The organism is Rhodococcus sp. MT28, assembly GCF_058792695.1.
Window position 1 is genome coordinate 384,347 of the sequence record NZ_JBXAFD010000003.1, and the last position, 17,358, is coordinate 401,704.

The 17,358-nt window shown below is 62.9% G+C and carries 16 protein-coding genes and 6 tRNA genes; 11 read left to right on the plus strand and 11 right to left on the minus strand.

Features of this window, described 5'->3' with window-relative positions; all coding sequences use genetic code 11:
* Positions 1-42: 42 nt before the first annotated feature.
* The 4 genes from msrB to AC1Q6C_RS14525 are packed head-to-tail and all read right to left on the minus strand — an operon-like array spanning position 43 to position 4,150.
* Entirely contained in the window at positions 43-474 is a 432-nt protein-coding gene (gene msrB, locus AC1Q6C_RS14510; RefSeq protein ID WP_003942631.1) for a peptide-methionine (R)-S-oxide reductase MsrB, read from the minus strand.
* A gap of 9 nt (positions 475-483) precedes the next feature.
* Positions 484-1,767, minus strand: coding sequence for a glycosyltransferase family 87 protein (locus tag AC1Q6C_RS14515; RefSeq protein ID WP_230359832.1), 1,284 nt, complete (start codon positions 1,765-1,767; stop codon positions 484-486).
* Positions 1,768-1,827: 60 nt separating this feature from the next.
* Complete coding sequence (locus AC1Q6C_RS14520; protein WP_209923004.1) at positions 1,828-3,381, minus strand: alpha/beta fold hydrolase; 1,554 nt, start codon at positions 3,379-3,381, stop codon at positions 1,828-1,830.
* Between the two features lie 19 nt (positions 3,382-3,400).
* A complete protein-coding gene (locus tag AC1Q6C_RS14525; RefSeq protein ID WP_064688822.1) occupies positions 3,401-4,150 on the minus strand; it encodes a pyrimidine reductase family protein in 750 nt (249 codons plus the stop codon).
* Positions 4,151-4,193: 43 nt separating this feature from the next.
* Here AC1Q6C_RS14525 and zapE point away from each other — a divergent pair, with 43 nt between their 5' ends.
* On the plus strand, positions 4,194-5,210 hold the full coding sequence (gene zapE, locus AC1Q6C_RS14530; protein WP_492666681.1) for a cell division protein ZapE: 1,017 nt from the start codon (positions 4,194-4,196) through the stop codon (positions 5,208-5,210).
* Positions 5,211-5,222: 12 nt separating this feature from the next.
* Here the strand turns inward: zapE and AC1Q6C_RS14535 are convergent, their stop codons facing one another.
* Both AC1Q6C_RS14535 and AC1Q6C_RS14540 read right to left on the minus strand, forming a co-directional pair.
* Positions 5,223-5,756, minus strand: a complete 534-nt coding sequence (locus tag AC1Q6C_RS14535; RefSeq protein ID WP_003942603.1) for a GNAT family N-acetyltransferase — start codon at positions 5,754-5,756, stop codon at positions 5,223-5,225.
* 67 nt (positions 5,757-5,823) lie between these two features.
* Complete coding sequence (locus AC1Q6C_RS14540) at positions 5,824-7,020, minus strand: MFS transporter (RefSeq protein WP_007732911.1); 1,197 nt, start codon at positions 7,018-7,020, stop codon at positions 5,824-5,826.
* A 116-nt stretch (positions 7,021-7,136) separates the two neighbouring features.
* On the opposite strand from AC1Q6C_RS14540, the gene AC1Q6C_RS14545 reads away from it, so the two are divergent.
* Together AC1Q6C_RS14545 and AC1Q6C_RS14550 are read left to right on the plus strand one after the other, a co-directional pair.
* The gene (locus AC1Q6C_RS14545) at positions 7,137-8,522 is read left to right on the plus strand and encodes a GH1 family beta-glucosidase (RefSeq protein WP_065352430.1); all 1,386 of its coding nucleotides are present in this window, start codon (positions 7,137-7,139) and stop codon (positions 8,520-8,522) included.
* Positions 8,523-8,696: 174 nt separating this feature from the next.
* Complete coding sequence (locus AC1Q6C_RS14550; protein ID WP_003942597.1) at positions 8,697-9,173, plus strand: alpha-isopropylmalate synthase regulatory domain-containing protein; 477 nt, start codon at positions 8,697-8,699, stop codon at positions 9,171-9,173.
* 146 nt (positions 9,174-9,319) lie between these two features.
* Here AC1Q6C_RS14550 and AC1Q6C_RS14555 read toward each other — a convergent pair.
* The 5 genes from AC1Q6C_RS14555 to AC1Q6C_RS14575 form a co-directional block, all read right to left on the minus strand.
* Positions 9,320-9,394, minus strand: a tRNA-Val gene (locus AC1Q6C_RS14555).
* 16 nt (positions 9,395-9,410) lie between these two features.
* Positions 9,411-9,486, minus strand: a tRNA-Gly gene (locus AC1Q6C_RS14560).
* Between the two features lie 92 nt (positions 9,487-9,578).
* Positions 9,579-9,653: transfer RNA gene (locus tag AC1Q6C_RS14565), tRNA-Val, on the minus strand.
* A 1-nt stretch (position 9,654) separates the two neighbouring features.
* Positions 9,655-9,725: transfer RNA gene (locus AC1Q6C_RS14570), tRNA-Cys, on the minus strand.
* 25 nt (positions 9,726-9,750) lie between these two features.
* Positions 9,751-9,823, minus strand: a tRNA-Gly gene (locus AC1Q6C_RS14575).
* A 293-nt stretch (positions 9,824-10,116) separates the two neighbouring features.
* On the opposite strand from AC1Q6C_RS14575, the gene AC1Q6C_RS14580 reads away from it, so the two are divergent.
* The 8 genes from AC1Q6C_RS14580 to AC1Q6C_RS14615 all read left to right on the plus strand — a co-directional run bounded on the left by AC1Q6C_RS14580 (position 10,117) and on the right by AC1Q6C_RS14615 (position 17,355).
* A tRNA-Val gene (locus tag AC1Q6C_RS14580) sits at positions 10,117-10,188 on the plus strand.
* A gap of 171 nt (positions 10,189-10,359) precedes the next feature.
* Positions 10,360-10,812, plus strand: coding sequence for a TIGR02611 family protein (locus tag AC1Q6C_RS14585; protein WP_030536868.1), 453 nt, complete (start codon positions 10,360-10,362; stop codon positions 10,810-10,812).
* 133 nt (positions 10,813-10,945) lie between these two features.
* On the plus strand, positions 10,946-13,003 hold the full coding sequence (gene thrS / locus AC1Q6C_RS14590; RefSeq protein WP_007732914.1) for a threonine--tRNA ligase: 2,058 nt from the start codon (positions 10,946-10,948) through the stop codon (positions 13,001-13,003).
* Positions 13,000-13,554: an ATP adenylyltransferase gene (locus tag AC1Q6C_RS14595; protein WP_003943307.1), complete on the plus strand. Its 555-nt coding sequence runs from the start codon at positions 13,000-13,002 to the stop codon at positions 13,552-13,554. Before thrS ends, AC1Q6C_RS14595 begins: the two co-directional genes overlap by 4 nt.
* Before the next feature lie 81 nt (positions 13,555-13,635).
* Positions 13,636-14,313: a phosphatidylinositol phosphate synthase gene (gene pgsA, locus AC1Q6C_RS14600; protein WP_007732918.1), complete on the plus strand. Its 678-nt coding sequence runs from the start codon at positions 13,636-13,638 to the stop codon at positions 14,311-14,313.
* Positions 14,310-15,212 (plus strand): phosphatidylinositol mannoside acyltransferase, encoded by a 903-nt coding sequence (locus AC1Q6C_RS14605; RefSeq protein ID WP_230359833.1) that lies wholly within the window; start codon positions 14,310-14,312, stop codon positions 15,210-15,212. The genes pgsA and AC1Q6C_RS14605 overlap by 4 nt, the downstream gene beginning before the upstream one ends.
* Positions 15,209-16,336 (plus strand): glycosyltransferase family 4 protein, encoded by a 1,128-nt coding sequence (locus AC1Q6C_RS14610; protein ID WP_003943332.1) that lies wholly within the window; start codon positions 15,209-15,211, stop codon positions 16,334-16,336. Before AC1Q6C_RS14605 ends, AC1Q6C_RS14610 begins: the two co-directional genes overlap by 4 nt.
* Positions 16,333-17,355 (plus strand): NUDIX hydrolase, encoded by a 1,023-nt coding sequence (locus AC1Q6C_RS14615; protein WP_042951805.1) that lies wholly within the window; start codon positions 16,333-16,335, stop codon positions 17,353-17,355. The genes AC1Q6C_RS14610 and AC1Q6C_RS14615 overlap by 4 nt, the downstream gene beginning before the upstream one ends.
* Positions 17,356-17,358 lie beyond the last annotated feature (3 nt).

Here is a 17,358-nt window from a genome sequence, read left to right on the forward strand (position 1 = left end):
GAATCGTGGGCTACCAGTGACACGGGGTAGCCCACGACCTGGCTACTGAGCGGGCTTGAGGACCAGCGAGATCGAGTTGATGCAGTACCGCTGATCGGTCGGCGTCGGGTACCCCTCACCCTCGAAGACGTGACCGAGGTGGCTGTGGCACTTCTTGCAGATGACCTCGACGCGGCGCATCCCGAGTGAGCTGTCTTCCTTCAGGATCACGGCATCCGAATCCGCCGGATCGAAGAAGGACGGCCACCCGCAGTGCGATTCGAACTTCTCGGTGCTTCGGAACAGTTCGGCTCCGCAGGCCCGGCAGGAGTAGACACCTTCCGTGGTGGTGTCGGTGTACTCGCCGACGAAGGGGCGTTCGGTGCCGGCTTGGCGCAGGACGGCGAACTCCTCCGGCGTCAGTTTTTCGCGCCACTCGCTCTCGGTGTACGTGACCTCAGGTGTGCTGTCGATGCCATCGTGTGAAGAACTCATGCCTCCACGCTAATGCTTTGTCGCCGTTTCGGCTTCGTGGGCAGGTGAGACGGCATCGAGTGGGGGATCGAGGAGGTACGCGGGATCGATTCCCCGATCCAAACGGCCCTCTCGACGCGCGACCAGATACCGGTATCCGAGGACACAGAAGATCACGATCAGCAGAAGGCTCCAGCCGAGGGTGCTCTTGGTGTATTCGGCCGCCCGGCCGAAGGTCGGCCAGCGGTTCGACCACCAGCTGTCGAACGTCATGAAGCCGTAGACCGCAAGCCACGCCGGCCAGTTCCGCATGACCGAGTTCTTGAGTACCACGGACATCAGGAGCGGGAGCAGCATCATCGAGTAGTACATCTGGCCGAGCGAGGGCAGCAGGAACGACGCGGTCATGATCACACCGGTCGCGGTGGTGAGGAAGAAGAGTTCGTCGTTGCGGTAGTAGCGGTACAGAAGCCACAGAGAGACGACGACCATGGCGGCCAACACGACGCGCAAGAGCAGGATCAACCATTCGGGCAGACCGAAGTAAGCGCCGTTTCCGACAATCGAACTGTTGAAGTAGTCACGAGATTCGAGCAGGTACGGCACGGTGCGGCGGACGAAGTCCATCGGATCCGACGCCAGCGGCCATGCCACGACCGTGAGAATGAACGGGATGCCCAGGGCGGTGACCAACACCTTCCACTGACCGCGAACGAGTGGCAGCAGGAGCAGCGGCGCGAGAGTGGGTTTCACTGCGATGGTGAGACCGATCGCGGCGCCGGCCCACAGATCCTTCTTGCGCATCAGCAACAGGAGGAAGGCAACTTCGCCGAGCAGGACGAGGCCGTTGATGTTGGTGAACACCAACGTGTTGGTGACCGTCTCCGACATGAACGCGCCGAGCACCAGAATCGGCGCCGCGATGGAACTGATCGTCAGGTCGAACAAGCGCAACAGCAGGTAGAGAGCCACGAGAATGGCGACGGCATTGACACCGATGAACAGCCACCGTGAGCGCTCGGGATCGAGGATCGCCAGGGGGGCCATCAACAAGGAACCCGATGGCGGGTACAGGTAATGGGGGTCTACGGAGTTGAAATCTGCGGTGTAGACGTCGCGCCCGTTCCAGAACGCCAGCGCGGCGTTGTAGACCGGTCGGAAGTCATCGGTGATGGCGCCGTTGACTGCTGTGATGATGACACGATTGAGCACTGTCATCACGGCGATCGGCCACAAAACGAAGTTGACGACTTGTTGGGTTGTCCGCCCGGTACGCGGCTCGAGCTGTCGAAGGAACACTTCGGCACGGTACACCGGAGCAGGGTGTGATCGGGGGATGCACCCCTTTTCGGTCGTGGTGGACGAGCGCCCGAGTCAGGCCGGGCACACGCTTCCGTTACTGGGCAGGGAGGCGTCGCTGAGGTAGAGGCGCATCGCCTGTTGAGCGCAGGTGGATTGTGCCGCGGGGTGACCCGCACCTTGCCAGTCCAGAGTTGCGAAGCGCGATCCTGCATTGGTCACGACGCCGGTGACGGTCGAGAGTCCGGAGTTCCCGACGGCCGGGTCACCCTGCCCGCTCAGCACGAGGACTGGGGGCTTCAACTGATTCGGCAGGGGGGAGTTGGCGGTCGACGGCCAGCTGGCGCACGCCAGCAACCCGAGCGCGGCTTCTCGCCCGAACACCGGATAGTTGGTGCCCCAGGTGTCCGCAAGCTCGCGCGCACGCCCGATGCCCGGCCATTGCATGCCGTCGGTGCACCGTCCGATGAACTGGCCGTCGCCGTCCACCTCGTTCTCCGCCCGGGCGGCGCGTTCTCGAATCGGCGAAGCGTTGCCGGTACCGAGCGCGGACAGAGCGTCGGACAGTGAGCGGGTCTCCTGCTCACGGTTGGTTCCGGCAGTCCACAGGCTGGCCGAAATCGCGTTCGACACCGCAGCGGCGGACAGCGGCTGGAATTCATCGGCCCGAGCGCGCTCCATCAGGTCCGTGACCGCTTTCTTCGGATCAGGTCCGAGAGAGCACCCCAACGCCACACATCGCTGAGCGAATGCGGTCAACGCCGCTTCCTCGCCCTGCACGCGGCTCTCTGCCTCGGTGGCAGCGTCGGTGGCCACCGGAGCGGGAGAATCGAGGATCAACCTCGCGAGGTTCTCGGGGTGGGCTGCCGCGTAGCTCAGCGCGATGTCCGAGCCGGACCCTGCCGACCACAGAGCGATCGTCTCGACGCCCCACCGCGTACGTAGAGCGTCGATGTCCTCGGCAGCGGAGTCCGCGCCGAACTTCAGTTCTTGAGGGTCGAGGTAGTCGGTGCAGGCAATGGTGGCGTCGTGACCGAGAGCGGCGACCGCATCGGCGGCGTCACCGGTGGAATCCGCGTCGAACTGGCCCAGATCGTGAAGGCCACGCCGAATTTCCGGCGTCATGCAGTCGATTGCGGTGGACCTGTCGATTCCGCGTCGATCGAGGGCAACCACGGGATGTTCGGCGAGAACCGTGTTCAAGCCGGATGCGGCGAGCATGGCCAGAGAGTTTCCCGACGAACGATCGGTGCCCGATGTGAACACGATCGGATACGCGTCGGCAGGCGTCGACGAGGTCCGAGCGCGGGTCAAGCCGGCAGTGAAGTTGCCGTCGATGGCGCCGGTCACGTCGATGGGGGCATTGAATTCCGCGCATTCGAGAATGACGCCGGCGCTCGACGCCGCGAGAGCCTGGTCGGCGAGTGACGTGCCGGTGCAGTCTCGCCACGGTATGTCATCGGTCGGGACGCCAGGGTCAACCGGCGGCGCATCGGGCGACGGTCCCTCGCTCTGGGCAGGGCTGCCGTCGGTGCGGCCTTCGACCGCGACGGCGGGCCGAAGCGACGGACCGGCGCCGCACGCACAACACGTCGCGAGGACGACGGCCATCAAAGCAACTCTGCGCATGCCGACCAGAGTGCCAGGTTCACCGACGTGGCTGCTGACGAACCCATCGAGTGAGGATCGTGCCGTCCGTATCACCGAGAATGTGCGCGGGACGCATGGCTGTGGGCATTGCGTTGGGGGAGAGGGAGATTCGGCCGACTTTGCTCCCCACCAGTTGAGGTGACGTGGTGATGCAGAGTTCGTCGACGGCATTGTCCTCGATCAACTGCCCGAAAAGTGATGGTCCGCCCTCGCACAGCACGCGACGGAGCTTGCGAGCCGACAAGGCCCTGTCGATGTCGCCGCTGGTGACGTTCGGTGAGTCCGTCACCTCCACCTGCGCTCCGGCAGATCTCAGCGCCGAAATTGCCGCGGAGTCCGCGTCGCGACCGACAACAAGGATCGGTGGAACTTCGGTATCGCGAAGGAGTCGGCTTTCGGGGTCGATCGACGCGTGCGCCGAGACGACGAGGATCGGTGGGACCGGAGCGAGGCCGCTCGCCTTTCGTCGCGCCCGAGCTGCGTCCGAGACCTGCACACCCCCGTAGTTCTCGGCTCGCGCTGTGCCTGCGCCGACCACGACGACGTCACAAAGTTCGCGCAAGATCCCGAATACCGACTTGTCTGCCGGTGTGCCCAGTCCACCGCTCACTCCGTCAACGGAGACGCACCCGTCGATGCTGGAAACGAAGTTCACGCGCATCCAGGGTTGCGAGAGGTTCTCCGGATAGGCGTACAAGCCGCGGAGCTCGTCTTCGTGGCCTGGTGTGAAGTAGGTCGCAATATCCATACGGTGCACATGAGAGATCACATCACGTAGATACCCTTGACGGATGCATGAACGTCTTGTCGATCGCAGCCCGGTGGTACCCGCCGATCAACTGGTAGCTCAAATGGTGCCTCCCGCAATGTTCGACGAGGTGAGTTTTGCGTCCTACATTCCTGATCCGAAGGAACCGAGCCAGGCAGCTGCTGTCGCCAAGGCCGAGGAATTCTCCAAGCGCGTCACCAAGATCCGTAGTGGTGGACGCCGCGGACTGTTCGGCAAGAAGACCCAGGCGACCGGCGCCGGCCTGTACCTCGACGGCGGGTTCGGTGTCGGTAAGACTCACTTGCTGGCGTCGATCTTCCACAGCGTTCCGTCGCCGAAGGCTTTCGGAACCTTCGTCGAGCTGACGCACGTCGTCGGCGCTCTCGGCTTCAACAAGGCGGTCGAAGCGCTCGCCGACCACAGCGTTCTCTGCATCGACGAGTTCGAGCTCGACGATCCGGGCGACACCATGCTCGTATCCCGCCTCCTCTCGGAGCTTTCCGCGCGCGGCGTGTCCATCGTCGCGACGTCGAACACGCTTCCCGGCCAGCTCGGGGAGGGTCGCTTCGCCGCCCAGGACTTCCTGCGCGAGATCAAGAAGCTCGGCTCGATCTTCGAGACGATTCGCGTCGACGGCCCCGACTACCGTCACCGCGATCTCCCGCCCGCACCCGTGCCCATCTCCTCGGAGGAGTTGGTCTCTCGGGCCGACGCCATCGACGGCGCCACGCTCGACAACTTCGACGAGCTGTGCAAGCACCTCAGCACCCTGCACCCGTCGCGGTACAACAAGCTGGTCGAGGGTGTGAAGGCCGTGTTCATCGACGGTGTCCACCCGGCAACGGATCAGTCCGTTGCACTGCGCATCGTGGTTCTCGCCGACCGCCTGTACGACGCGAGCATCCCGGTCACCGTTTCCGGCGCACGCCTCGACGAGATCTTCACCCCCGAGATGCTCGCCGGTGGGTACAAGAAGAAGTACTTGCGCGCGACCTCGCGCCTGCTCGCACTTTCTCGTTTCGAGGTCGCGGCCGGCTAGTCTGCACGCCTGTCAGCTGACGGGGCGCTCCATCACGAAATCGTGGTGGAGTTGTGCGCCCACGAGGAAAGTCTTCGTGCCGACCTGTGTGAAACCGTGCTTTGCGTAGAACTTCTGGGCGCGCAGGTTCTCCTGATTGACGCCCAGCCAGATCCCGGCACTTCCACTGCGTCGTGCGTGGTCGACAACCGCGTCCATCAAGGATGCTGCCGCGCCGGTTCCGTGGTTACCCGGAAGCACGTACAACTTGCTCAGTTCTGTTGTCGGGCGAAGTGTCACAGCAGCTTTGACGTCCGGGTCGGCGGGCTCGTCGTCGACAAGCATCGCGTAGCCGACGATCGAACCGTCGCGAATGACCTTGAGAACGGTTCGTGTCGGATCGGTCAGGTACTCGGAGAACTTGTCGACGGAGAGAACGTTGTCGATGAAGGCACTGATGTCGTCGTCCGACGCGTCCGGCGGACACGCCAGTGGAAATGTCACCGCTGCCACGTCGGCGATTGCTTCGGAATCCCAGATCCCGGCCCGGTCAACGGTGATCGTCACGTCAGTTTCTGCCTCTCGCGCACACAATTCGGTCGATCAAGTACACCACTTTCCTCGGGCGCAATGCTCAAGCGGCGTTCTCGGCGACCGGAGTTGTGGCTCGTTTCGGTGCGAACGCGGGAGCAAGAACTATCAAGATCGCGCAGAACGCCAGCGGAATCAGGAACCCGATTCGAAGGTCACTGAAGGCAGCGACCGCGCCGACGATGCCGCCGCCGACGACTGTGCCGACGTAGTTGAAGAGGTTGATGCGTGCGATCACCGCATCGACCTGATCCGGGGGAGCCATCCTGCCGGCAGCGCTGAAGCAGATCGGAGCGATCACCGGTACCCCGAGCCCGACGATGAGGAACCCGGCGATGGCAACGGCGGGAGATTGCGCGAGGACGACAACTGTCATACCGACTACGCCGATGAGAGAGCCGATCCGCACGACGGTGGTCTCACCGAATTTCCCGACCCAGTAGTCCCCGGTCAGTCGTGCGACAAGTGCCGCGATCTGATACGCCGCCACGGAAAGGGCAGCGGTCCCGGCGTCGGCGAGCAGTTCGTCCTTGACGTACAGAGTCGACCAGTTTCCGACGCTGAAGTCGACCGCGTAGAACAATGCCATCGCGACGCCGAGGAGGACGAAGGCGCGGGTGGGTACCGCGAATTTCGCGGTGCTCGTGATGTTTGCCTCGGCAACCGGAGACTCGGACCGATCGAGCAGTTGCGGGCCGAAGGCCAGAAGCATCAGTCCGACAACAACTCCAGCGATCACCTGCGTGACGCGGATCGAAATGTCGAGGCCTGCGGTAGCAGAGATGAACAGGGCGCCGACAATCGCTCCGACGCTCCAGGAAGCATGGAACGAGGAGAGGATGAAGCGGCCCTTGGCGTGTTGGATCGAGACTGCCTGCATGTTGGCGGCCGCGTCGACCATGCCGAGTCCGATGCCGTAGATCGCCAGGAAGACGAAGAACATCGCTGCGTTGGGCGCAATTCCGGTTGCCCCGCCGAAGACTGCGATGACGGCGAGCCCAGTTCGCAGGGTCATCTTGCTCGACGTTCTCACGGCCAGCATCTCGGCGAGCACGCTGCCGAGCCCGGCGATGACGGACACGGTGACAACCGCAACCACAACCAGTGTCTCGCTCAGCTCGAACAAGTCCTTGTACTGCGGCAGCTGCGTCAGAATGGCGGCGAGCAGAAATCCTTGAAGTCCGAAGGCCACCGAAGTGGCGATCCGAGCCCTCGTCAGGGTGCGGGTGTTATCCGTCATCAAGCAGGGCCTTTGTCTCGTTCGTTCGGTTAGGCCGAACGGTACTGGATCTTGATACTGGTCGAGTGTCCAACAAAGCTGCGTGTTTTGCACGGTTCTTTGATTAACTGACCGACATGACTCGGCAGCCGACACCAGAATTTCCGACTTCCTTCGTCTGGGGAACCGCCACTGCGGCCTATCAAATCGAAGGAGCTGTGGCCGAAGACGGTCGCGGACCGTCGATCTGGGACGAGTTCTGTGACCGTCCCGGTGTTGTCGTTGGGGGCGACACCGGGACGGTCGCTGCCGATCATTATCACCGCTGGGAGTCGGACATCGAGCTGATGAATCAGCTCGGGCTCGACGCTTATCGGCTGTCTCTGTCGTGGTCGCGCATTCTGCCCACCGGAACGGGGGCAGTGAATGCGAAGGGGCTCGACTTCTACGACCGCCTGATCGACCGACTGTGTTCGGCGGGAATTACTGCCGCTGTCACGCTCTTTCACTGGGATCTGCCCCTTGCCTTGCAGGAGCAGGGCGGCTGGATGAACCGCGACACCTCGTATCGGCTGGGGGAGTATGCGCAGGTCGTCGGCGAGCGGCTGTCGGATCGGGTCGGAATGTGGATGCCGCTCAACGAACCAGTTGTGCACACGCTTTACGGGCATGCCCTCGGAGTTCACGCCCCCGGACTGGCCTTGGGGTTCGAGGCTTTCCAAGCCGCACATCACCAGCTGCTCGGGCATGGCCTCGCTGTCGAAGCGCTTCGGGCAACCGGATGCACGAACATCGGAATCGCCTCGAACCATGCTCCGGTGCGTGCCGCTTCGGATTCGCCGGAAGACGTGATGGCTGCCGACATCTACGACCACGTCGTCAATTGGATGTTCGCCGACCCGGTTCTGGTCGGGAAGTACCCGGCCGACGAATTCGCTCAGCTGCTCAGCGGTCCTGTCGACGAGGACTTGAAAATCATCGGGGCGCCGCTCGACTGGTACGGGATCAACTACTACGAGCCGACGATGATTGCTGCTCCGGTGGAAGGCCAGGGGACCGAAGGTGTGCTCGAAGTCGACCTGCCCCCGGGCCTGCCCTTTGCCCCTGTCGCGATTACCGGTTATCCCACAACCGATTTCGGTTGGCCGATCGTTCCCGAGGGGCTGGGCGAGATCTTGCGGACGTTCCACGCCCGCTTCGGTGACGCACTGCCGCCGATCTACATCACCGAAAGCGGATGTTCATTCCACGACGCCCCGGATGCCGCAGGCGTCGTCGACGACGAAGCACGAATCGACTACCACGATGCGCACCTTCGCGCCCTCCGATCGGCAATGGACGACGGTGTCGACGTCCGCGGTTATTTTGTGTGGTCACTTCTCGACAACTTCGAATGGGCTGCGGGATACAAAGAGCGATTCGGCCTGGTGCACGTCGATTTCGACACCCAGAAGCGCACTCCGAAGACCTCGTTCGAGTGGTATCGCGCCCTCATCGCCGAGCACAAAGCGGCTCAGGTCTGACCTGTGCGGAGGCGGTCTGGGTTGCATTCTCGAACCGGGCCGCCTAGCCTCGTCTCTCATGAAGCGAATTCTCGTAGTAAGCCGCCGTAGCGGGGTCTGAATCGGACCGACCCCTCGCTGCGGGTCGTCTTGCTACCAGTTGGTCCTCCACTTCATTCCAGGAAGACCACGATCATGACTTACAACTTCGCTTTCGCTTCTGATTCTTCTTCTGCTGCTGATCCCTTCGCGGCGCGTCACGGCAAATCTCTGCCCGCCGGCTTGCGTGCCGAATGCTCAGCGATGTCGTGGACCGAGTTCGAGTCCACGTATGCGGCTATGAGCGGCCCGATCCGTCTGGGTGCGTGGTCCTCCGAGAAGATTGCGCCGGGTCGTTGGACCTTCGAAGCGACTCTCGGTCTGGGGGAGCGTATCCAGAAAGCGTCCGCCACCTCGACCGGCGCGATCTCGGCCATGACGTCGATGCTGCACGACGCGGGAATCTCGCTCGAGATCCTGTCTTTCCATCAGCACCAGATCGGCCACCGCACTGCGACGTTCATCTTCACCGAGTGCGACGGCCGTCGGAGCTGGGCGATGGGTATTGCGGAGTCGTCGACGGAGTCCTCGCTGCGCGCGATGACTTCGGCAGCGAACCGCTTCTCTCACTGAGCAGTTACAACAATCTGATCAGCTACATCAACCGCAGTACTGACGTGGATTCCCGAGGGGGCTTGCGTCAGTACTGCGGCCCGTGTGTTCGGCGCTCGAACGCAAAAAGCCGGAACCCTGAGGTTCCGGCTTCTTGCATTCTCAAATGGTGCGCGATACTGGGATTGAACCAGTGACCTCTTCCGTGTCAGGGAAGCGCTCTCCCGCTGAGCTAATCGCGCGGGTTCTGGAGAAAAATGGAGCGGACGACGGGATTCGAACCCGCGACCCCAACCTTGGCAAGGTTGTGCGCTACCAGCTGCGCCACGTCCGCATGAGCAATGAACTCCGTTACCGGAACTCAGTACTTTTCTAACTTATCAGACCTGCAAGCAGGTCTTGACCATCAGGCCCTAGGGCCTGACGTGGTGCGCGATACTGGGATTGAACCAGTGACCTCTTCCGTGTCAGGGAAGCGCTCTCCCGCTGAGCTAATCGCGCGAGGTGGAGACGGGAATCGAACCCGTGTGCACGGCTTTGCAGGCCGTTGCCTCACCACTCGGCCACTCCACCGTAAAAGGTTGAGTCACACCTCTCGAGCGGACGACGGGATTCGAACCCGCGACCCCAACCTTGGCAAGGTTGTGCGCTACCAGCTGCGCCACGTCCGCATCGCACCGTGTTGCTTGGGGAGCTGCTCGCTCTCCTCGGTGCGTTGGAAACATTAGCCGACCGTGTCGGATACACACAAATCACCAGCTCAGTGGCGTGTTCGGAGTCGAATCGGCCCGTCGCGCGCGTTGCAACTGTCCGTCTTGGCGATGAATACGGTCTGAAATCAGTTCGAATTCGTAGATTTCGGAGCGGCCTGGAGCAAAACGAATGCCAACCTGGTGATTCGTATTCATCGCGCAGCCGTGTTAATGTTCCAACTCGTTCGAGCGCATGCGTTCGTATGACTTACGGTCCCGTGGCTCAGTGGGAGAGCGTCCGCTTCACACGCGGAAGGTCGCTGGTTCGATCCCAGCCGGGACCACAGAAAAACACTGAAGGCGTTCCCGATCATCGGGGACGCCTTCAGTCATTTGAGAGCACAGCTGTTCGAGGGCACGGTTATTTCGGGATGCAGACCGTCGTCGCAGGTCGCCGGGCGACGATTTCGGTAGCCTGGTCGAAGAGACATTTCGCGACCGAAAAGGTGACTGCTTTGAGTACCGAAAAGGTCGATTCTTCCGTCGACGATTCAGACCTGTCCGTCTTCCAGGACGCAGAGTCCCGCTGGGAGCGGTGGCGCGCGGGAATCGCCGCGCGGCCCACCCTCAATCTTGCGTACCGCATCGGCGTCGGAGTCGTGGGCACGATCGTGTTCGCCGCCGGCATCGTGGCTATTCCGTACCCCGGGCCCGGTTGGCTCATCGTTTTCGCCGGCCTCGGCATCCTGGCGTCGGAGTTCGCGTGGGCACATCGACTCCTTCATTTCGCGAAGGCTCGATACGACCGGTTCATGGAATGGTTCGGCAAGCAGTCGCTGTTCGTCAAAGGGTTGGGCGTTCTGTTCACCACAGTGATCGTCTTGGCGACTTTGTGGGTGCTCGGCACTTTCGGCCTGATCGGGACATGGGTGGGCCTGGACTACTCGTGGCTCGAGTCGCCGCTGTGAGTTGAACGCGGCCCGGTTTCCTTCACTCGGTTGTCTCACCATGTCGGTAGGGCCGATAACATGATCGTGCGCGTGCTCGTAGTGGGTACGACGCCTGTCTAACTTGTCGCAATACCTTTAGGAGCACATCGCCGTGACCAGTCCCGCGCCAGAGCACTCAGCCGCCCCACTTCGGGTGCCCGCGGGGACGACCGCCGGGACTGCAGTGCGCGAAGCCGGATACCCCACGAAGGGGCCCGACGTGATCGTCGTTGTCCGCGATGGCGAGGGAACGCTCAAGGATCTGTCGTGGACACCTGAGGTCGATGTCGACGTCGAGCCGGTGGCAGCATCCACCGAAGACGGCCGCAGCGTCATCCGGCACTCCGCGGCCCACGTCCTCGCGCAGGCGGTTCAGAAAGAATTCCCCGACGCGAAGCTCGGCATCGGTCCGCCGATCAAGGACGGCTTCTACTACGACTTCGCGGTGGACCGCCCGTTCACTCCGGAGGATCTGGCCAAGCTCGAAAAGCGTATGAAGCAGATCATCAAGGGATCACAGCGCTTTTCGCGTCGAGTGGTCGATTCGATCGAAGACGCTCGGGTCGAGTTGGCCGACGAGCCGTTCAAGCTCGAATTGATCGACGACAAGTCCGGTATCGACGATCCCGAGATCATGGAGGTGGGCGGCAACGAGCTGACCATCTACGACAATCTCGATCCTCGTACCGGCGACAAGATCTGGTCCGATCTGTGCCGCGGCCCGCACATTCCGACCACCAAGCACATCCCGGCCTTCAAGTTGACCCGAAGCTCCGCCGCCTACTGGCGTGGCAACCAGGACAACGCCGATCTTCAGCGTGTCTACGGCACCGCGTGGGAGTCCACCGAGGCTCAGGACGAATACCTCGAACTGCTCGCCGAGGCCGAGCGTCGTGATCACCGCAAGCTCGGTACCGAACTGGACCTCTTCAGCTTCCCCGACGAGCTCGGTTCGGGTCTGCCGGTGTTCCATCCCAAGGGCGGCATCATCCGCACCGAGATGGAGAACTACTCGCGCAGCCGTCACATCGAGGCGGGCTACGAGTTCGTCAACACTCCGCACATCACCAAGGGGCATCTGTACGAGGTTTCCGGTCACCTCGACTGGTACCGCGACGGCATGTTCCCGGCGATGCACGTCGACGAGGAACTGAACGAGGACGGCACCGTGCGCAAGCCGGGCCAGGACTACTACCTCAAGCCGATGAACTGCCCGATGCACAACCTGATCTTCCGTGCTCGCGGACGCTCGTACCGTGAATTGCCGTTGCGGCTCTTCGAATTCGGCTCGGTCTACCGCTACGAGAAGTCCGGCGTCATCCACGGCCTGACCCGCGTGCGCGGCATGACCCAGGACGACGCTCACATCTACTGCACCCGTGAGCAGATGCGCGACGAGCTGACCACCACGCTGCAGTTCGTGCTGAACCTGCTCAAGGATTACGGCCTCGACGACTTCTACCTCGAGCTGTCCACCAAGAACCCGGACAAATTCGTCGGTAGCGACGACGTCTGGGAAGAGGCAACTGCAACGCTCGCCGAGGTCGGCGAAGCTTCCGGCCTGACTCTGGTGCCGGATCCGGGCGGAGCCGCGTTCTACGGTCCCAAGATCTCCGTTCAGGTCAAGGACGCACTCGGCCGCACCTGGCAGATGTCGACCATCCAGCTCGACTTCAACCTGCCCGAGCGGTTCGAGCTCGAATACACCGGCAACGACGGCGTCAAGACTCGTCCGGTCATGATCCACCGCGCGCTGTTCGGCTCGATCGAGCGGTTCTTCGGTGTCCTGACCGAGCACTACGCGGGCGCGTTCCCGGCGTGGCTGGCGCCGGTGCAGGTCGTCGGAATCCCGGTGGCCGAGGCGTTCGCCGATCACCTGTTCGACGTCACGAAGAAGCTCAAGGCAGCCGGTGTTCGCGCCGAGGTCGACTTCAGTGACGACCGTATGCAGAAGAAGATCCGTAACCACACCACGCAAAAGGTCCCGTTCATGCTCCTCGCGGGCGAGCGTGACGTGGAGGCCGGCGCGGTCAGCTTCCGTTTCCGTGACGGCACGCAGATCAACGGCATTCCCGTCGACGACGCCGTCCGGATCATCACCGAGTGGATCGGCCGCCGCGAGAACGCCTCGCCGACAGCCGAACTGGTGCAGCCAAGCGTGGCGCAGTGAGCGCCCCCGGTGACGACGGTCCGGGTTCGCTGATCGACCACGGCGTCGGTGACCCTGACCATTTGCAGCGCATTTGGTCGCCGCATCGGATGTCGTACATCACCGAGGCGCCCAACACCCCGGGCACGACAGGTGAACCGTTCATCGACATTCCGAAGATGTCGGACGAAGAAGGACTGATCGTTGCCCGCGGTGAGCATGTCTATGCGGTTCTGAACCTGTATCCGTACAACCCGGGGCACCTGATGGTGGTTCCGTACCGCAAGGTCGCGGCACTCGAAGACCTGACGCCGGAGGAGAGCGCCGAGTTGATGGCGTTCACCCAGCAGGCGTTGCGGGTGATCAAGAGCGTGTCGAATCCTCACGGATTCAACGTCGGCCTGAATCTCGGTGCCGCTGCGGGCGGTTCGCTGTCCGAGCACCTTCACCAACACGTAGTGCCACGTTGGGGCGGCGACGCCAACTTCATCACCGTGCTCGGTGGGGTCAAGGTGATGCCGCAATTGCTGCGGGAGACCAGGGGACTACTCGCCGGTGCCTGGCAACAATAGGTTGACGCATCCGGCTTCATGGCAGGATGCATTGCTGCAACGAGTTCCGAACCGGAACTCACGACGGGGAGGGTTCCTGCGGTGTTGAGCTTCTTCGGGCGCGCATCGGTGTCCAAGGTGACGGCACCTATGGGGAAGGCGCTGGTCAAGACCGGTCTGACGCCGGACTCGGTGACGGTGATCGGCACGGTGGCAAGCGTCGCCGGTGCGGTGACGCTGTTTCCGTCCGGACATCTGTTCTGGGGAACCATGTTCATCTGGTTCTTCGTCATGTTCGACATGCTCGACGGCGCAATGGCTCGTGCTCGCGGCGGCGGAACGCGGTACGGGGCGGTACTGGACGCGACCTGCGACCGCGTCGCCGACGGCGCGATTTTTGCCGGCCTGGCCTGGTGGGCGGTCTACCACGAGAACAGCAAGTGGCTGCTCGTCGCGACGCTCATCTGCCTCGTCACCTCGCAGGTCATCTCGTACGCGAAGGCGCGCGCGGAGGCGAGCGGGCTGACTGCGGACGGCGGGTGGATCGAGCGCCCGGACCGACTGATCATCGTGTTGGTCGGATCTGGCCTGACAGGTATGGGTCTACCGTGGGCGATTCACATCGCGATGTGGGTACTTGCCGCCGGAAGTATCGTGACGGTCTTCCAACGAGTGCTCGCGGTGCGCAATTCGCCTGGCGCTCGGGAACTTCTGCCGATCGCCCCGGCCGCATCGACGGTCGAAGGTGCGCCGGACACGGACGGCGAGGCAGAGAAATGAGCTTTGCCGAGCGTGCAACAGATCTGGGATACGCCGCGGGTTGGCGTCTGGTGCGAAGCCTGCCGGAATCGGTGGCGGTCAAGCTGTTCGACGCCGGAGCGGATTTCGCGGTACGCAAGGGCGGACCCGAACAACTCAGGAAGAACCTCGCGAGAGTTCTGGGCACGACGCCGGAGCAAGTTCCGGATCAGTTGATCAAGGATTCGATGCGCTCGTACGCCCGGTATTGGCGTGAGGCGTTTCGTCTTCCGTCGATGGACCTGGTCGCGACAGGTAAGGCGCTGCATGCGCTGGTCGAGTGCCAAGAACATCTGGAAAAGGCAATGGCGGCAGGTCATGGCGCGGTATTGGCGTTGCCTCACAGCGGTAATTGGGACATGGCCGGCGTGTGGTGCGTTCAGCAGTGGGGCGGGTTGACCTCCGTTGCCGAGCGGCTCAAGCCCGAATCCCTGTACGAACGGTTCGTCGACTATCGCGAGAGTCTCGGCTTCGAGATCTTCCCGCTCAGCGGCGGGGAGCATCCTCCTTTCGTCGAACTCTCCAAGCATCTGCGCGAGAACAAGATCGTGTGCCTGTTGGGGGAGCGCGATCTGGCGAAGAAGGGTGTGCCCGTCACGTTCTTCGGAGAACCCACTCGCATGCCCGCCGGCCCGGCGAAGCTCGCGATCGACACCGGCGCGCCGCTGCTACCGGTCCACTGCTGGTTCACACCCGACGGATGGGGCTTCAAGATCGACCCGCCGATCGACGTATCCGGCGGAGTCGGCCCGGCCACGCAAGCACTTGCCGACCGTTTCGCGGTCAACATCGCAGCGCACCCCGCTGACTGGCACATGCTTCAACCGCTGTGGCGCTCGGACCTTTCCGAATCGCGGCTCGCCCGCATGGAGGGTGAATGAAAATCGGCATGATCTGCCCGTACTCCTTCGACGTCCCCGGCGGCGTCCAGGCGCACGTGGTGGATCTGGCCGAGGTGCTGATCGAACGTGGTCACAAAGTGAGTGTGCTTGCGCCGTCGTCCGATGACGACGAGTTGCCGGATTTTGTGGTTTCCGCAGGTAAAGCCGTCGCGATTCCCTACAACGGTTCTGTTGCGCGGTTGTCTTTCGGCCCGACGGCGAACAACCGCCTCCGCAAGTTCATCGCGGAAGGTGACTTCGACGTTCTACATATCCACGAACCCAATGCGCCGAGTCTGTCCATGCTCGCGTTGCGCATCGCGGAAGGCCCGATCGTCGCCACCTTCCACACGTCGACCACGAAGTCGTTGGTGCTGAGCACGTTTCAGGGTGTCTTGGCTCCGTATCTCGAGAAGATCAGCGGCCGGATCGCAGTCTCGGAGTTGGCGCGTCGTTGGCAGGTCGAGTCTCTCGGATCCGACGCGGTCGAGATCCCCAACGGCGTCGATGTCGCAGCGTTTGCCGAGGCCGATCTGTTGCCCGGCTACCCGCGCGAGGGCGGAACCATTCTGTTCCTCGGTCGCTACGACGAACCGCGCAAGGGGATGGCCGTCCTCCTCGGTGCGCTGCCGGAGTTGGTCGAGCGTCATCCGGACCTCGAAGTGATCGTGGTCGGACGCGGCGACGAGGAGAAACTCCGCAAAGAGGCGGGTAAGTACTTCAAGCATCTCCGCCTGCTCGGGCAGGTCAGTGACGAGGAGAAAGCGTCGGCGCTTCGCAGTGCGGACGTCTACTGCGCGCCCAATCTCGGCGGTGAGAGCTTCGGGATCGTGCTGGTCGAGGCCATGGCGGCTGGCACTGCCGTCGTGGCCAGTGAGTTGGACGCTTTTCGCCGTGTTCTTCGCGACGGTCAGGCCGGCTTGCTGGTCCCCATCGGGAACTCCGATGCCTTGGCCGAGGCAATCGATTCCGTTCTCGGTGACCCGGATCGACGACGCGCGCTGGTCAACACCGCGACAAGTGTTGTTGCCGAATACGACTGGCCGGTGGTGGCCGAACAGATCCTGCGTGTCTACGAGACCGTCACGGTTGGCGGCACCGGCGTACGCGTGGTGGGTTCATGACCTTCTCCGCTCTGACAATCTTCATTCTCGGGCTCGTCGCTGCCGTCGTCCTGGTCGTCGGACTGTGGGCGTACGGGACGGCGAACCGACTCGATCGACTGCATGTGCGTTCGGATCAGTCGTGGTTGGCGCTCGATGCGGCTCTGTCCCGTCGTGCCGCGGTTGTCCGCGCGGCGGCTGTGGACATGAGCGCCGACGACGCCCGCAGATTCGTCACCTTGGCGGACGCCGCCGAACGTGCGGATCGTCAGGATCGCGAGCTTGCCGAGAACCGGCTGTCCAATGCTCTCGCTGCCTACGGCACGACGTCGCTGCGACCTCAACTGGTGGCCGAGTTGGCCGATGCCGAGGCGAGGGTCCTGATCGCTCGGCGGTTCCACAACGACGCGGTGCGCGACACTCTCGCGTTGCGTACGCGTCGACTTGTTCGCTGGCTGCACCTCGGGGGAACGGCACCGCTACCTCAGTACTTCGAGATATCGGAGCGCACGACCGCGGCGGCGGTGCCCGAGGGCATCACCGTGGATACGTCACGGACCTCTGCCCGCGTGGTGATGCTGGACGAGGAAGATCGGGTGCTGCTGTTGCGCGGGCACGATCCCAAGATCCCGAACACTTACTTCTGGTTCACCGTTGGCGGCGGGCTCGAACGCGGCGAACATCTGCGAGCGGCCGCGGTTCGTGAGATCGAGGAGGAAACGGGGTTCAAGGTAGCGCCGGAGAATCTGCGAGGTCCGCTTTGGCGTCGGGTGGCGATCTTCCCGTTCGACGGTGAGCTGATCCGTTCGGAAGAGCTGTTCTTCGCTACGCGCACTCACGGCTTCGAGCCGGTCTTCCAAGGCCACACGGAATTGGAACAGCGTGCCATCACCGGCCATCGCTGGTGCAGCGCCGACGAGATCCGCCGACTGGCCAAGTCCGGTGAGCCCGTCTACCCGTTGGATCTGGCAAACCTCCTGGTGGAGGCCGCGACGATTGCGGACGGTTCCGAGGATCCGGAAGTGCGTTCCATCCGCTGATCG

What these genes read in the sequence shown, in the direction of transcription:
- AC1Q6C_RS14550 (WP_003942597.1), top strand. Translation starts at nt 8,697, where the DNA reads ATGACTTACAACTTCGCTTTCGCTTCTGATTCTTCTTCTGCTGCTGAT.
- AC1Q6C_RS14520 (WP_209923004.1), bottom strand. Translation starts at nt 3,381, where the DNA reads ATGCGCAGAGTTGCTTTGATGGCCGTCGTCCTCGCGACGTGTTGTGCG.
- AC1Q6C_RS14545 (WP_065352430.1), top strand. Translation starts at nt 7,137, where the DNA reads ATGACTCGGCAGCCGACACCAGAATTTCCGACTTCCTTCGTCTGGGGA.
- AC1Q6C_RS14605 (WP_230359833.1), top strand. Translation starts at nt 14,310, where the DNA reads ATGAGCTTTGCCGAGCGTGCAACAGATCTGGGATACGCCGCGGGTTGG.
- zapE (WP_492666681.1), top strand. Translation starts at nt 4,194, where the DNA reads ATGCATGAACGTCTTGTCGATCGCAGCCCGGTGGTACCCGCCGATCAA.
- msrB (WP_003942631.1), bottom strand. Translation starts at nt 474, where the DNA reads ATGAGTTCTTCACACGATGGCATCGACAGCACACCTGAGGTCACGTAC.
- AC1Q6C_RS14615 (WP_042951805.1), top strand. Translation starts at nt 16,333, where the DNA reads ATGACCTTCTCCGCTCTGACAATCTTCATTCTCGGGCTCGTCGCTGCC.
- AC1Q6C_RS14525 (WP_064688822.1), bottom strand. Translation starts at nt 4,150, where the DNA reads ATGGATATTGCGACCTACTTCACACCAGGCCACGAAGACGAGCTCCGC.
- AC1Q6C_RS14540 (WP_007732911.1), bottom strand. Translation starts at nt 7,020, where the DNA reads ATGACGGATAACACCCGCACCCTGACGAGGGCTCGGATCGCCACTTCG.
- AC1Q6C_RS14610 (WP_003943332.1), top strand. Translation starts at nt 15,209, where the DNA reads ATGAAAATCGGCATGATCTGCCCGTACTCCTTCGACGTCCCCGGCGGC.